Origin of the sequence: Streptomyces sp. R302 (assembly GCF_012927245.1) — a bacterium.
Classification (GTDB): domain Bacteria; phylum Actinomycetota; class Actinomycetes; order Streptomycetales; family Streptomycetaceae; genus Streptomyces.
Genome location: NZ_JABBGE010000011.1, coordinates 63658 through 77714, shown reverse-complemented (window position 1 = coordinate 77714; position 14057 = coordinate 63658). Strand labels below are relative to the sequence as shown.

The 14057-nt window shown below is 73.6% G+C and carries 14 protein-coding genes and 1 pseudogene; 7 read left to right on the top strand and 8 right to left on the bottom strand.

Translation table 11 applies throughout. From position 1 onward, the window contains the following. Positions 1-14: 14 nt before the first annotated feature. From HHL19_RS30075 to rsmI, 4 genes are all read right to left on the bottom strand, one after another. Positions 15-1298 (bottom strand): resuscitation-promoting factor, encoded by a 1284-nt coding sequence (locus HHL19_RS30075; RefSeq protein ID WP_169093534.1) that lies wholly within the window; start codon positions 1296-1298, stop codon positions 15-17. 103 nt (positions 1299-1401) lie between these two features. After that, positions 1402-2271, bottom strand: a complete 870-nt coding sequence (locus tag HHL19_RS30070; protein ID WP_169093533.1) for a TatD family hydrolase — start codon at positions 2269-2271, stop codon at positions 1402-1404. A 108-nt stretch (positions 2272-2379) separates the two neighbouring features. Continuing rightward, positions 2380-2802, bottom strand: a complete 423-nt coding sequence (locus HHL19_RS30065; protein ID WP_169093532.1) for a hypothetical protein — start codon at positions 2800-2802, stop codon at positions 2380-2382. A 193-nt stretch (positions 2803-2995) separates the two neighbouring features. Continuing rightward, complete coding sequence (rsmI, locus tag HHL19_RS30060) at positions 2996-3841, bottom strand: 16S rRNA (cytidine(1402)-2'-O)-methyltransferase (RefSeq protein ID WP_169093531.1); 846 nt, start codon at positions 3839-3841, stop codon at positions 2996-2998. A gap of 112 nt (positions 3842-3953) precedes the next feature. Here rsmI and HHL19_RS30055 point away from each other — a divergent pair, with 112 nt between their 5' ends. From HHL19_RS30055 to HHL19_RS30035, 5 genes are all read left to right on the top strand, one after another. Continuing rightward, a complete protein-coding gene (locus tag HHL19_RS30055; RefSeq protein WP_169093530.1) occupies positions 3954-5705 on the top strand; it encodes a phospholipid carrier-dependent glycosyltransferase in 1752 nt (583 codons plus the stop codon). 96 nt (positions 5706-5801) lie between these two features. Next, positions 5802-7430: a penicillin-binding transpeptidase domain-containing protein gene (locus tag HHL19_RS30050; RefSeq protein WP_169093529.1), complete on the top strand. Its 1629-nt coding sequence runs from the start codon at positions 5802-5804 to the stop codon at positions 7428-7430. A 68-nt stretch (positions 7431-7498) separates the two neighbouring features. Further along, complete coding sequence (locus HHL19_RS30045; RefSeq protein WP_169093528.1) at positions 7499-7990, top strand: YbaK/EbsC family protein; 492 nt, start codon at positions 7499-7501, stop codon at positions 7988-7990. Further along, on the top strand, positions 7987-8832 hold the full coding sequence (locus HHL19_RS30040; protein ID WP_169093527.1) for a DMT family transporter: 846 nt from the start codon (positions 7987-7989) through the stop codon (positions 8830-8832). Before HHL19_RS30045 ends, HHL19_RS30040 begins: the two co-directional genes overlap by 4 nt. A 99-nt stretch (positions 8833-8931) precedes the next feature. Further along, entirely contained in the window at positions 8932-9567 is a 636-nt protein-coding gene (locus tag HHL19_RS30035) for a YdcF family protein (protein ID WP_169093526.1), read from the top strand. 7 nt (positions 9568-9574) lie between these two features. Here HHL19_RS30035 and HHL19_RS30030 read toward each other — a convergent pair. Beyond that, a pseudogene (locus HHL19_RS30030) lies at positions 9575-10322 on the bottom strand (SDR family NAD(P)-dependent oxidoreductase). 91 nt (positions 10323-10413) lie between these two features. On the opposite strand from HHL19_RS30030, the gene HHL19_RS30025 reads away from it, so the two are divergent. Together HHL19_RS30025 and HHL19_RS30020 are read left to right on the top strand one after the other, a co-directional pair. Next, positions 10414-10911 (top strand): DUF2975 domain-containing protein, encoded by a 498-nt coding sequence (locus HHL19_RS30025; RefSeq protein WP_169093525.1) that lies wholly within the window; start codon positions 10414-10416, stop codon positions 10909-10911. After that, positions 10911-11120 (top strand): helix-turn-helix transcriptional regulator, encoded by a 210-nt coding sequence (locus HHL19_RS30020; protein ID WP_169093524.1) that lies wholly within the window; start codon positions 10911-10913, stop codon positions 11118-11120. Before HHL19_RS30025 ends, HHL19_RS30020 begins: the two co-directional genes overlap by 1 nt. Positions 11121-11191: 71 nt before the next feature. Here the strand turns inward: HHL19_RS30020 and HHL19_RS30015 are convergent, their stop codons facing one another. From HHL19_RS30015 to cbiQ, 3 genes are all read right to left on the bottom strand, one after another. Continuing rightward, positions 11192-12367 carry a serine hydrolase domain-containing protein gene (locus HHL19_RS30015; RefSeq protein WP_346768471.1) on the bottom strand — a complete coding sequence of 392 codons (1176 nt, stop codon included), beginning with the start codon at positions 12365-12367 and terminating at the stop codon, positions 11192-11194. A gap of 179 nt (positions 12368-12546) precedes the next feature. Beyond that, complete coding sequence (locus tag HHL19_RS30010; RefSeq protein WP_169093522.1) at positions 12547-13290, bottom strand: ABC transporter ATP-binding protein; 744 nt, start codon at positions 13288-13290, stop codon at positions 12547-12549. Then, positions 13287-14057 (bottom strand): cobalt ECF transporter T component CbiQ, encoded by a 771-nt coding sequence (cbiQ, locus tag HHL19_RS30005; protein WP_169093521.1) that lies wholly within the window; start codon positions 14055-14057, stop codon positions 13287-13289. Before cbiQ ends, HHL19_RS30010 begins: the two co-directional genes overlap by 4 nt.

The window sequence follows — 14057 nt, the reverse complement described above, 5'->3', positions numbered from 1 at the left end:
GGTCGCCGTACCGGTCACTGGAACAACCTGCGCCCGCAGTGCGGCCAGGGGCCGGCGCCGCGCTGCACGTAGAGCTTCTTCGCCCGGAAGGTCTGTTCGGCGGCGGGGGCGTTCTGGGCGACGCCGGTGCCGCCGAGGGAGCGCCACGTACCGGGGTCGAACTGGTAGAGGCCGCCGTACGTCCCCGAGGGGTCGACCGCGTTCGGCCGGCCGCCGGACTCGCAGGCGGCGAGCGCGCCCCAGTTCAGGCCGTCGGCGCCGGCGACGGAGGTGGGGAGCGCGCGGGTGCCGACGCGGACCTTGCGGGAGACGGGTTCGCGGACGAGCTCCTCGCCGGTGCGGCGGGGCCGCTGCTTCACGCCGTTGACGGACCGCAGGTGGTACGTGACCCGGCGCAGGCCCGGCACGCCCTGCCGTTCGACGACCTCGGTGCCGGCGAAGAGCTCCGGGTCGCGGACGCGCTCGACGGCGTACGGGACCGCCTCCTCGCGGGTCTGGGTGGAGCCGGTGATCCGCAGCACGGTGACGGTCTGCCCGTCGCGGGGGAAGGCGTCCCGGGGGACGGAGGTGGTGTCCTCGCCGCCGAGGGTGATGCCGGCCTCGTCGAGGGCCTCGGCGACGGTGGCCGCGTTGGTGCGGACGGTCCGCTCGCGCCCGTCGGCGAGGAAGGTGACCGCGCGTTCGGTGCGGACGTCGAGCGCGAGGCCGGTGCGGGAGATCGCGGCCGAGCGGGAGACCGACAGGTGGGCGCCCTCGGCGCGGACGCCGAGCTGGCGCAGGGCGCCGTCGACGGTGTCGGCGGTGGTCCACACCTGGCGGCGGTAGCCGTCGAGGGTGAGGACGACCGGCCGGCCGTACCGCAGGACGACCTCGTCGCCGCTGGCCAGCGGCTCGCCGGGGCCGGGGGCGACGAGGTCGTGCTCGCCGATCTCCAGGCCCTCGTCGGCGAGGAGCTCCCGCACGTCGTCGGAGAAGGTGTGCAGGGTGCGGGGGACGCCGTCGACGGAGAGCCGGACGGCCTTGTCGTCGGCGACGAACGCGCTGGTGCCGCCGGCCAGGAAGGCGACGACGAGGGCCTGCGGGACGAGCCTGCGCAGTCCCTCTCCGGCCGGGCGCGCCGCCTTGCGGCGCCGGGCCCCGCGCCGGGCGGCGGCCCGGCCCTGCGCGGGGACGGAAGCGGGGGCGGGCGCCGGGGCGGCCGGAGTCGGCGGGGCGACCTGGGTGGGCTGCTCGTGGACGGGCAGCGTGGCCGTCGCGCCCCGCCGTCCGGCGCGGTGACTGCCCTGGGAAGTGCTCACGAGGCCGGGACCCTAGCCCCCGCACCCGTCACTCTCCAAAGCGACCCGGCTACGACACGTAACCGTTACGGATCGGTGATCATCACGGGCGGGGAGGGGAGGATCAGTAGTCGAAGGCGCGGGCCGTGTTCACGGCGAGCGCCTCCGCCATCGCGTTCTCGTCGATCCCGCGCACCGCGGCCATCGCCCGGACGGTGACCGGGATCAGGTACGGGGCGTTGGGGCGGCCCCGGAAGGGCGCCGGGGTGAGGAAGGGGGCGTCGGTCTCGACGAGGACGAGGTCCAGCGGGGCGACGGCGAGGGCGTCGCGCAGCGGCTGGGCGTTCTTGAAGGTCATGTTGCCGGCGAAGGACATGTAGTAGCCCTTGGCGGCGCAGATCTCCGCCATCGCGGCGTCGCCGGAGTAGCAGTGGAAGACGGTCCGCTCGGGGGCGCCCTCCTCGTCGAGGACGCGCAGCACGTCGGCGTGGGCCTCCCGGTCGTGGATGACAAGTGCCTTGCCCCACCGCTTGGCGATCTCGATGTGGGCGCGGAAGGAACGCTCCTGCGCGGCCATGCCCTCGGGGCCCGTGCGGAAGAAGTCGAGGCCGGTCTCGCCGACGCCGAGGACGTGCGGGAGGGCGGCGAGCCGGTCGATCTCGCCGAGCGCGTCGTCGAGCGCCGCGTCGCCGCCCGCCTCCCGCGCCCCCTGCCGCGACCATCCGTCGGGGTCGCCGAGCACGATCCGGGGCGCTTCGTTCGGGTGCAGGGCGACGGCCGCGTGCACGTTCGCGTACCGCTCCGCCGTCTCCGCGGCCCACTGGGAGCCCTTCACGTCGCAGCCGACCTGCACGACCGTCGTCACGCCGACGGCCGCGGCCTTGGTCAGCGCCTCCTCGACCGTGCCGGACTGCATGTCGAGGTGGGTGTGCGAGTCCGCGACCTCCACCAGGAGGGGTTCGGGCAGCGGCGGCGGGGCGTCCTTGGCACTCATGGCCCCGATCGTACGAGGGCCATGAGCGGGTCCGCGCGGCGGTTTCGCGCTCCCGGTGCCGGGATCTCAGTGACGGGATCTCAGTGCCGGGATCTCAGCGACGGGATCTCAGTGTCGGGAGCGGAAGGGGTGGAGCAGGTCGGAGAGGTGCCAGTGGTGCGGGACCGGCGGTGGCGGGGCCTCCCCGCCCCGGGTCAGCTCCTGTCCCACCGGCCCGGCCGGCGAGACGGGCCGGCTCTCCTTCGCCCCGCGCCCGTGGTGCTCCATCGACGCGATCAGGTCGAGCACGGTCGACACCTGGCCGGCGCGCATGATCCGCACGACGTGCCCTCCGCAGTTCATGCAGGTCGGATTCGAGAGCGGGGAGGGGACCCGCTCTCCGTCCGCCTTGTACACGACGAACGCCTGGCCGTGCGCGTCCGTGTGGTGCTCTATCTCGTAGGACTGCTCCCAGCCGTACCCGCACCTCATGCAGGCGAAGGCGTAGGCCTCATGGGCGACGGGCGTTCCGGTGCCGGTGGTCTCGCTCATGCCAGCTCCTCTCCACTGGTCCAGTGGACGCCTTTTCGGGCCGGAGCGCATCAGCACGGAAGAAACCATGGAAGGTCCGTGGAGCGGTTTTGGGCGTTCCCTTGCCAAGCGCCCCGTGAAGACTCCCGGCGCCGGATTCGGCTTTACCTCAAAGATTAGCCCTTTACCGTTTCCAGGGCCTTTCCTGGAATGGTCAGGACGCGTTCTTCGCCGCGACGACCGCGTCGAAGACCTCCCGCTTGGGCAGCCCCGCCTCGGCGGCGACCGCGGCGATCGCCTCCTTGCGCCGCTCCCCCGCCTCCTCCCGCACCCGCACCCTGCGCACCAGCTCGGCCGCGTCCAGCTCCTCGGGCCCGGTCTCCGGGGCGCCCTCGACGACGACCGTGATCTCGCCGCGTACCCCTTCCTTCGCCCAGGCCGCCAGCTCGCCCAGCGGGCCGCGCTTGACCTCCTCGTACGTCTTGGTCAGCTCGCGGCAGACGGCGGCGCGCCGGTCGGCGCCGAAGACCTCGGCCATCGCGTCGAGGGTGTCGTCCAGCCGGTGCGGGGCCTCGAAGTAGACGAGGGTGCGCCGCTCGGCCGCGACCTCCTTCAGCCGGCCGAGCCGCTCGCCGGCCTTCCTCGGCAGGAAGCCCTCGAAGCAGAACCGGTCGACCGGGAGGCCGGAGAGCGCGAGCGCGGTGAGCACGGCGGACGGGCCGGGGACGGCGGTCACCTTGATGTCCGCCTCGACGGCGGCGGCGACCAGGCGGTAGCCCGGGTCGGAGACCGACGGCATGCCCGCGTCGGTCACGAGCAGCACCCGGGCGCCGCCCTGCAGGGCCTCGACCAGCTCGGGCGTGCGCGCCGACTCGTTCCCCTCGAAGTACGACACCACCCGCCCGGTGGTGTGCACGCCGAGCGCCCGGGTCAGCCCGCGCAGCCGGCGGGTGTCCTCGGCCGCGACGATGTCCGCCCCCTCCAGCTCGGCGACGAGCCGCGGCGGCGCGTCCGCGACGTCACCGATGGGGGTCCCTGCGAGTACCAGCGTTCCAGTCACGCGTCCATCCTCCCAGGAGTCGCACCCGTCCCCTCCCCGGAGTCGGGTGCGTGACGGCGCCGCGTACCGCCGGGACGGCGACGCGCACAGGCGCAGTCCCTACGATGGCGCGGTGACCCGTACCGCACCCGAGGCCCTGGAGGGCCAGCACTCCATGGCGCCGACCGTGGCCGAGCCCTCTTCGTGGCAGCTGCGGCTGCGGCGCTTCGGCTACCGCCCGCCCGCCGCCGGCACGCTCGCCATCGGCATCCGGGACCGGCTCGACCCGCCGTACACCCGGCCGTCGCCGCGGGTGACGTCCCTCCTGGGGCTCGGCCCCGCCGCCGCCGACCGGCTGTGGCGGCTGTCCGCGTGGGGCGGCCCGCTGTTCGTCGCGGCCGTCGCGGGCGTGCTCCGGTTCTGGAACCTGGGCAAGCCGCACGCGGTGATATTCGACGAGACGTACTACGCCAAGGACTCGTGGGCCCTGATCAACCAGGGGTACGAGGGGGCGTGGCCCAAGGACATCGACAAGACGATCCTGGCGAACCCCGACTCGGTCCTGATCCCCACCGACCCCGGGTACGTCGTCCACCCGCCGATGGGCAAGTGGGTCATCGGCCTCGGCGAGAAGCTCTTCGGTTTCGAACCGTTCGGCTGGCGGTTCATGGTGGCGCTCCTCGGGACGCTCTCCGTCCTGATGGTGTGCCGGATCGGCCGCCGCCTCTTCCGCTCCACCTTCCTCGGCTGCCTCGCCGGGCTGCTCCTCGCCGTCGACGGCCTGCACTTCGTGATGAGCCGCACCGCGCTCCTCGACCAGGTGCTGATGTTCTTCCTGCTCGCGGCCTTCTGCTGCCTGGTCGTCGACCGGGACCGGACCCGGAAACGGCTCGCGGCGGCGCTCCCCGAGGACGAGGAGGGAATCCTCCGCCCCGACGCGGAGATCGCCGAGACCCTGCGCCTGGGCTGGCGCCCGTGGCGGCTCGCGGCCGGTGTGATGCTGGGCCTCGCGGCCGCCACGAAGTGGAACGGCCTGGTCTTCATCGCCGCGTTCGGCCTGATGACCGTCCTGTGGGACGTCGGCGCCCGGCGGACGGCGGGCGCGGTCCGCCCGTACGTGGCGGTCCTGAAGAAGGACGTGCTGCCCGCCTTCGTCTCCACGGTGCCGGTGGCGCTCGCCGCGTACCTGGCCACCTGGTCGGGCTGGCTCGCCTCCGACAAGGGGTACTTCCGGAACTGGGCCGCCGAGCAGGACGCGGTCGACCCCGGCTTCTGGAGCTGGCTGCCGCAGTGGTGGCGCAGCCTGTGGCACTACGAGTCGGCGGTGTGGAAGTTCCACGTCGACCTGACCTCGCCCCACACGTACGAGTCCAACCCCTGGTCCTGGCTGGTCGCGGGCCGCCCCGTCTCCTACTTCTACGAGTCCCCCGCCCCCGGCACCGGCGGCTGCCCGGCCTCCGCGAAGGAGAAGTGCGCCCAGGAGATCCTCGCCCTCGGCACCCCCCTCCTGTGGTGGGCCGGCTGCGCCGCCCTCCTGTACGTCCTGTGGCGCTGGCTGTTCCGCCGCGACTGGCGCGCCGGCGCGATCCTCTGCGCCTTCGCCGCCGGCTGGCTCCCCTGGCTCCGCTACCAGGAACGCACCATCTTCTACTTCTACGCCGTGATCCTCGTCCCCTTCCTGTGCCTGGCGGTCGCCATGATGATCGGCGCCATCATCGGCCCGAAGGGCTCCACGGAGAGACGCCGCACCATCGGCGCCGTGGTGGCGGGCTGCCTGGTCCTCCTGATCGTCTGGAACTTCATCTACTTCTGGCCGATCTACACGGCCACCCCGATCCCGCTGGACCAGTGGCGGGCGCGGATGTGGCTGGACACCTGGATCTGAGCGGGGCCTCAGGTGACAGGTGTGACAGACCTCGCTCGACAGCTGTCAGTGACGGCTGCTTGACTCGATGGTCCACACGGGGAGGGGAACCCAGTCATGCGTAGTGGAGTGAAGGTCGGCATCGTCGGGGGTGTGTTCGCGGTCGTCGCGAGCGGGGTGGCGTACGGGGGGTACAACCTCTGGAACGGCGTCACGGGCGGCTCGCCGGACGTCCGTGCGCAGTCGGGGCCGAAGACCGGGCCGGTCACGGCGGAGGAGGTCACCGCCACCGCGCGGGACTTCCTCGCCGCGTGGGCGGCCGGCGAGGCCGAGCAGGCGGGCGGGCTGACGAACGACCCGGTGACGTCGGGTCCGGCGATCGCCGCGTACCGGGAGGGGGGCGGGATCTCGGAGACGGTGATCACGGCCGGGACGCCGACGGGGACGATCGTGCCGTTCACGGTGAAGGCGACCGTCACCCACGACGGGGTGTCGAAGCCGTGGACGTACGAGTCGAAGCTCAGCGTCGTCCGCGGCGAGTCCACCGGCCGCCCGCTGGTGCGGTGGACGCCCACCGTGCTGCACCCGAAGCTGACCGCCGGCGCCACGCTGCGGACCGGCACCGCGAAGACCCCGCCGGTCAAGGCCGTCGACCACGAGGGCGTCGCCCTGCCGCCGGAGAAGTACCCGTCGCTCGCGCCCGTCCTGGACGCGCTGCGGCAGCGGTACGGCGGGAAGGCCGGCGGCGAGGCGGGCGTCGAGACCTGGATCGAGGGCGCGAACGGCACGCCCGGCGCCACGCTCCTCGTCCTGTCGAAGGGCAAGCCGGGCGAGCTGCGGACGACGATCGACGCGGACGTGCAGGCGGCGGCGGAGAAGGCGGTGAAGAAGTTCCCGAAGGCGGCCGTGGCGGCGGTCGAACCGTCGACGGGCGCGATCCGGGCGGTCGCCAACAACCCGGCGTCCGGATTCAACACGGCGTTCCAGGGGGCGCAGGCGCCGGGCTCGACGATGAAGATCGTGACGGCGGCGATGATGATGCGGTACGGGGTGGCCCAGCCGGATTCGCGGGTGGAGTGCCCGGACCACGTGCTGTGGGACGGGACCCGCTTCGAGAACCTGAAGGGCTTCTCCACCGACGGCGACCTCAGCAACGCCTTCGCGCGCTCCTGCAACACCGCCTTCATCAAGGCGATCAACCCGCTGAAGTCCAAGGGCGTCCACAACACCGCGCTCGGCGACACCGCCCGCAAGTGGTTCGGGATCGGCGAGGTGTGGTCGGTCGGCGTGCTGACCGAGGACGGGAAGGTGCCCGAGTCGAGCGGGTCCGAGACGGCGGCCTCGTACATCGGCCAGGGCAAGATCACCATGAACGCGCTGAACATGGCGTCGGTCTCCGCGACCGTGAAGAACGGCGGCTTCCTCCAGCCGTACCTGATCCCGAAGGACGTGGACGGCCGGGAGTTCGCGACCGCCGAGCCACTGCCGGGCGCGGTCGAGGCCGGGCTGCAGAAGCTGATGAAGGCGGCCACGGGCCCGAACGGCACCGCGCAGCGTGCGATGGCCGGCGTTCCGTCGCCCAAGGGCGCGAAGACCGGCTCGGCGGAGGTCGACGGGCAGGGGGACTCCAACAGCTGGTTCACCGGCTACTCCGGCGACCTCGCCGCGGCGGCCGTCGTCGAGGCGGGCGGGCACGGCGGCGACGCGGCGGGACCGGTGGTGGCGCAGGTCCTGAAGGCGGGCTGACGGCAGGCGGGTTCCGGCATCGGAAAGCAGGTCGCATGCCCCGTACACCTACCGCTACGGTGCGGGGCATGACGACCGACGCCGCTTCCGCCGCCCACCCCCAGTTCGCCGCCGCGCTCGCCGAGTTGGGCCTCGATGTCGAGGTGCGGAGCTTCCCGGACGAGACGCGGACCGCGCAGCAGGCCGCCGACGCGATCGGCTGCGCGGTCTCCGAGATCGTGAAGTCGCTGATCTTCGCCGCCGACGGGGTGCCGGTGCTCGTCCTGATGGACGGGGCCTCGCGGGTGGACGTCGAGCGGGTGCGGGAGGCGCTGGGCGCCGGGGAGGTCACGCGGGCGGACGCGCGCGTGGTGCGGGAGACGACCGGGTACGCGATCGGGGGCGTACCGCCCTTCGGGCACCGCACCCGGACCCGCGTGCTGGCCGACGAGGGCCTGCTCGGCCACGCGCTGGTGTGGGCGGCGGCCGGCACCCCGCACTCGGTCTTCGCCCTGCCCCCGAAGGAACTGATCGCCCACGCGGGCGCGACCGTCGCGGCCGTGCGCGAGCGTACGGCGTGACGCCGCTGGTCGCGTGCGCGGTGCTGGTCGCGGCGGTCACGCACGCGTCGTGGAACGCGCTGGCCCACCACATCCGCGACCAGCTGCTCTCCTTCACGCTCATCTCCGGCGGCGGGGCCCTGATCGGCCTGGCGCTGATCCCCTTCACGCCACTGCCGGCGGCCGGGGCGTGGCCGTACCTGCTGGCCTCGGCGGCCCTGCACGTCGCGTACTACGCCCTCCTGATGAAGTCCTTCACGCTGGGCGACTTCGGGCAGATGTATCCGATCGCGCGCGGCACGGCGCCGCTGGTGGTCACGCTCCTCGCGGCCGTCTTCGTCGGCGAGGTCCCGGACCGCTGGCAGCTCCTCGGCGTGGCGGTGGCGAGCGCGGGCCTGACGGGCCTGGCGCTGTGGGGCATCCGCGGCAGGGGCGCGCACGGACCGGCGCTGTTCGCGGCGCTGGCCACCGGCCTGTCGATCGCCCTGTACACGGTCGTCGACGGCGTCGGCGTCCGCGCCTCCGGCACTCCCCTCGGCTACATCGCCTGGCTGATGGCCCTGGAGGGCCTGGCCATCCCGGCGTACGCCCTGGCGGTCCGCCGCCGCGCCCTGCTCACCGAGCTCCGCCCCCACGCGGCCCGCGGCCTCCTCGGCGCCGCCCTCTCGGTCGCTGCCTACGCCCTCGTCCTGTGGGCCCAGACCCAGGCCCCCCTGGCCCCCGTCGCCGCCCTCCGCGAGTCCTCCATCATCGTCGGCGCCGCCATCGGCGCCCTCTTCTTCAAGGAACGCTTCGGCGGCCCGAGAGTCGCCGCGGCCGGCCTGATGGTCCTGGGCATCGGCCTGATGCTGACGACCGGCTGAGGCGCGGTCAGCCACCGCGCTGTCGTCCATCCTGGGACTGTGTGTGACTGCGATGGTCGAGAGGAGCGGGCGTGGCCCTGGCGGAGCGGATCCGGGCCGGTGATCACGGCGCGGGACTGGGAGGACGCCCGACTGCTCTGGGGCTTTCAGCGGATGGGGCATGAGCCGCGGGCCTGTTCCGTGGGGGTCGGCCTGGGAAGCCACGATCTCGGGGTCGCCGACGTCATGGCGGGCCTGTATCGGCAGGGACTGGTACCGCTCGTCGTCTTCACCGGGGCCACCAGCCCCACCACCCGCGAGCGGATGCCCCGCGGCGAGGCCGTGCACTATCGGGAGCGGGCGGTGGAGCTGGGCGTGCCGGGGGGCGCGATCCTGGTGGAGCCCCGGGCGCGCAACACCGGGGAGAACATGCGGTTCTCGCGCGAACTGCTCGCCGAGCGGGGCGTGGCCGTGGACTCCGTGCTCCTCGTCAGCAAGCCGTACGAGGAGCGGCGGGCGTACGCGACCGCCCGCAAGGTCTGGCCCGGCGTGGAGTTCGTCTGCGCCTCGGTGCCGATGGAGCTGCCGGAGTACGCCGACTCGATCGGAGACCCCCGGCTCGTCCTGGACATGCTCGTCGGAGCCGTACAGCGGCTCATGGTCTATCCGGCGCACGGCTTCATGGTCGAGATGGACGTCCCGGGCCCGGTCGTGGCTGCCTGCGAGCGGCTGCGGGAGCGGGGGTTCACGCGCTGAAACGGGATCAGGCGCCGTTCAGGATTTCGTGGAAGTGGGTGTTCACGGCCATCAGGCCGCCGTCGACGCGGAGGGTGGTGCCGGTGATCCAGGCGGCGTCGGGGGGAGGCGAGGAAGGCCACGGCGGCGGCGATGTCGTCGGGGATGCCGACGCGGCCGAGGGGGTAGGCGCGGGTGGCCAGGGCGACCAGCTCCTTCTCCCTGCCCGACCAGGCGGGGGTGGCGACGGTGCCGGGGTTGATCTGGTTGACGCGGACGCCGTGCGGGGCCGCCTCGCCGGCCAGGGTGCGGGTGAAGGAGCCCAGGGCGGCCTTCGCGGCGCTGTAGGCGTGGTCGCCGAAGTCGGCCTCCGCGTTGACCGAGCCGATGGTGACGATGGCGCCGCCCGTCGCGGTCAGGTGCGGGAGGGCGGCGCGTGCGCAGTGGACGGCACCGAGGAGGGTGCCGTCGAGCTGGCGGCGCCAGTTCTCGTCGGGGTCGTCCACGAAGGGGACGAAGGCGTTGTTGACGAGGACGTGAAGGGCGGGGAGTCCGCCGACCACCTCGTCGACCGACTCCCGGTCGGTGATGTCGAGGCGGCGGGCGGTCGCGTACGGGAGGTCCGCCGCCACCGCCCGCGCCGACTCCTCGTCGATGTCGGTGACCAGGACCCGCGCGCCCTCCGCCGCAAGCCGGCGGGCGGTCGCCGCGCCGATGCCGCTGCCCGCGCCCGTGATCAGCGCCGTCCGTCCGTCGAACCGCTTCGTGAGATCCATCCTCCGATCTGAGCACCGATCGCGGGCCCCGACTACCCTCACCTATCGTTTTTCGATAGATTCCCACTGCAAGTCGATCGAAGGAGGGGTCATGGGAAGACTGACGGTGCTGGCGCTGCGCGCCGTGCTCGCGGGGCTGGCGGCCGGGACGGTGTTCGTGCAGGCGGTGATGATCCCGCTGCTGGCCGCCGACCTCGACGGGGCGGAGGGAGACCTGGTGCACCTGCGGACACCGCTCCTGGTGGTCTTCTTCCTCGGCGTCGTCACGGTCCAGGTGACCCTGGTGTGCGTGTGGCGGCTGGTGACGATGGTGCGGCGGGGGACGGTCTTCTCCCCCGCCGCCTTCCGGTACGTGCACATCGTGATCGGCGCGCTCGTGACCGCCGCGCTCCTGGTCTTCTCGCTCGCGGTGCTGCTGGCGCCCGGCGAGGCGGTCGCACCCGGGATCGTCCTGCTGATCTGCGGGGTCTCCCTGGCGGTCCTGGGGGTCGCGCTCATCGTGCTCGTGCTGCGGATGCTGCTGGCCCAGGCCGTCGACCGCGACGTCGAGGCGACGGCGATGCGGGCCGAGCTCGACGAGGTGATCTGATGCCGATCGTCGTCGACATCGACGTGATGCTCGCCCGCCGGAAGATGTCCGTGGGCGAACTGGCGGAGCGGGTCGGGATCACCCCCGCCAACCTGGCGGTCCTCAAGAACGGCCGGGCCAAGGCCGTACGCTTCACCACCCTCGCCGCCCTGTGCGAGGTGCTCGCCTGCCAGCCGGGCGACCTCCTGCGGTGGGAGGAGGAGGGGTAGACCGCCGGGCCGCCGTCCCCGAGGGCGGGGAGCTCCTCGGGCGCCGGTGCTCGGACCGCCGAGCCGTGGGGTCAGCCCGTCCGGCCGTCGAGGGACGCGCGGACCGCTCGCACCAGGGCCTGGGCGCGGGGGTCCGAGGTGACCGTCTTGCGCATGCCGTTGGTGACGTAGCCGAAGGCCGTACCGGATTCGGCGTCGGCGAAGGCGAGCGAGCCGCCGCGGCCGGGGTGGCCGAAGGAGGTGGGGCCGAGGAGCGGGGAGGCGGGGCCGTGGAGCATGTGGCCGAGGCCGAAGCGGGTGCCGACGAGGAGGACCCGGTCCGTGCCCGCCGACTCCTCCGTGCGGGCCAGGGCGAGGGTCGCGGGGGCGAAGAGGCGGGGGGTGCCGTCGGCGAGGGGGCCGAGGGTGGCGGCGTAGTAGCGGGAGAGGGCGCGGGCGGTGGCGACGCCCGCCGAGCCGGGGAGTTCGGCGGTGCGGTAGGCGGGGTCGTTCTCGTCGGGCTTCGGGGTGATGACCTCGAAGGCGCGGCGGGTGAGGGACGCCGGGTCCTCCCACGCCGCCGTGACCGAGCGCTTGGGGCGCAGGCGGAGGGCGCCGGTGTCCTCGGGGGCGTCGACCGGGGCGAGGAGGCCCACCCGGTGCTCCTCGGCCGGCGGGAGGCCGATCCACAGGTCCAGGCCGAGCGGGGCGGTGATCTCCTCGGCGACCCAGCGGCCGATCGTGCGGCCGGTCACGCGGTGGACGAGGCCGGAGAGGAGCCAGCTGAAGGTGTGGGCGTGGTAGCCGTGGTCGGTGCCGGGGTCCCAGACGGGGGCCTGGGCGGCGATCGCGGCGGTGGACGCCTCCAGGTCGGTGGCCTCGGCGAGGGTCAGCGGGCGGTCGAGGACGGGGACGCCGGCCCGGTGGGCGAGGAGCTGCCGTACCGTCACGCGGTCCTTGCCGGCCGCCTTGAACTCGGGCCAGTACGTGGCCACCGGGGCGTCCAGGTCGATCAGGCCGCGCTGGTGGAGGAGGAGCGGGACGGCGGCGGCGACGCCCTTGGTGGCCGAGCGGACGACCTGGGCCGTGCCCTCGGTCCACGGGGCGGTGCCGTCGGCGTCCCTGGTGCCGGCCCACAGGTCGACCACCTTCTCGCCGTCGCGGTGGACGGCGACGGCCGCGCCGCGCTCGCCCCGCTGCTCGAAGTTGCGCAGGAACGCTTCCCTGACCGGCTCCCAGCCCGCCGCCACCGTGCCCTGCACGTCCACCTGACCCACACATCCCTTCGTACGACCGGCTCCCATGGTGCAACGTGAGGAGAGACGGCGGGATTCCGGGGTCAGGTGGACGCCGCCGTGGGCGTTGACGGTGCGGCAGAAGCCGTCGGTCTCGCCGACGGCTCGCCGGAAGAACCGACCGATCGGAGCGAACCCGGGACCGGAGACGGTCAGGCGACGGAACCCGGGACGAAACCGAAGGGCAGTTCGAGGCGGTGGCGGGCCATGAGCTCCTCGTCGGCGAGGATCTCCCGGGTCGGGCCGTCCGCCGCGATCACGCCCTCGCTGAGGATCAGCGAGCGCGGGCACAGCTCCAGGGCGTACGGCAGGTCGTGGGTGACCATGAGCACGGTGACGTCCAGGGAGCGCAGCACGTCGGCGAGTTCGCGGCGGGAGGCCGGGTCCAGGTTGGAGGACGGCTCGTCGAGGACGAGGATCTCCGGCTCGGTGGCGAGGACGGTCGCGACGGCGACCCGGCGGCGCTGGCCGAAGGAGAGGTGGTGCGGGGGCCGGTCGGCGTACTCGCTCATGCCGACCTTCGCCAGGGCCCGCTCCACCACCGCGTCGAGCGCGGCGCCGCGCAGCCCGGCCGCGGCGGGGCCGAAGGCCACGTCCTCGCGGACGGTCGGCATGAAGAGCTGGTCGTCGGGGTCCTGGAAGACGATGCCGACCTTCCGCCGGATCTCCGCCATGTGCTTCTTGCCGACGGGCAGCCCGGCGACGGTGACGCTGCCCGCGCCGGCGGCGAGGATGCCGTTGAGGTGGAGGACGAGGGTGGTCTTGCCGGCGCCGTTGGGGCCGAGGAGGGCGACCCGCTCGCCCCGCCCGATGGTCAGGTCCACTCCGAAGAGGGCCTGGTGGCCGTCGGGGTAGGCGTAGGCGAGGCCGGAGACGTCCAGCGAGGGCGCGGTCATGGGGTCCGTCCGAGGAGGGCGAGGAGGCAGATCGGGAGGGCGGCGAGCGGCAGCGCCAGGGCCCGCGCCCACTGGGCCCGGGTCGTCACGGTCGCGTCGAGGAGCGGCATGGTGCCGGTGTAGCCGCGGCTGACCATGGCGAGGTGGACGCGTTCGCCGCGCTCGTACGAGCGGATGAAGAGGGCGCCCGCGGTCTTCGCGAGGACGCCCCAGTGGCGTACGCCGGACGCCTCGAAGCCGCGGGAGCGGCGGGCGATGGTCATCCGGCGCATCTCGTCGGCGATGACGTCCCCGTACCGGATCATGAACGAGGCGATCTGGACGAGCAGCGACGGCAGCCGGAGCCGCTGGAGGCCGAGGACGAGGGCGCGCAGCTCGGTGGTGGCGGCGAGGAGCACGGAGGCGGCGACGCCGAGGGTGCCCTTGGCGAGGATGTTCCAGGCGCCCCAGAGGCCGGGGACGCTCAGGGAGACGCCGAGGACGGTCGTCTGCTCGCCGGGGACCACGAAGGGCATGAGCACGGCGAAGGCGACGAAGGGGATCTCGATCGCGAGCCGGCGGAGCAGGAAGCCGGCCGGTACGCGGGCGAGCGCGGCGACCGCGCCGAGCAGGGCCGCGTAGCAGGCGAAGGCCCAGACGGCCTCGCGGGGCGTGGTGACGACGACCAGGACGAAGCCGAGGACGGCGACGAGCTTGGTGTGCGGGGGCAGGCCGTGGACCGGCGAGTCCCCCCGCCGGTACAGCCGGTGCGCGTGGCCCGCTCCCAT

Excerpts from the sequence above, each read along its gene's own strand:
- HHL19_RS30010 (WP_169093522.1), bottom strand. The coding sequence starts at position 13,290 with ATGACCGCGCCCTCGCTGGACGTCTCCGGCCTCGCCTACGCCTACCCC.
- cbiQ (WP_169093521.1), bottom strand. The coding sequence starts at position 14,057 with ATGGGAGCGGGCCACGCGCACCGGCTGTACCGGCGGGGGGACTCGCCG.
- HHL19_RS30050 (WP_169093529.1), top strand. The coding sequence starts at position 5,802 with ATGCGTAGTGGAGTGAAGGTCGGCATCGTCGGGGGTGTGTTCGCGGTC.
- HHL19_RS30065 (WP_169093532.1), bottom strand. The coding sequence starts at position 2,802 with ATGAGCGAGACCACCGGCACCGGAACGCCCGTCGCCCATGAGGCCTAC.
- HHL19_RS30045 (WP_169093528.1), top strand. The coding sequence starts at position 7,499 with ATGACGACCGACGCCGCTTCCGCCGCCCACCCCCAGTTCGCCGCCGCG.
- HHL19_RS30020 (WP_169093524.1), top strand. The coding sequence starts at position 10,911 with ATGCCGATCGTCGTCGACATCGACGTGATGCTCGCCCGCCGGAAGATG.
- HHL19_RS30070 (WP_169093533.1), bottom strand. The coding sequence starts at position 2,271 with ATGAGTGCCAAGGACGCCCCGCCGCCGCTGCCCGAACCCCTCCTGGTG.
- HHL19_RS30025 (WP_169093525.1), top strand. The coding sequence starts at position 10,414 with ATGGGAAGACTGACGGTGCTGGCGCTGCGCGCCGTGCTCGCGGGGCTG.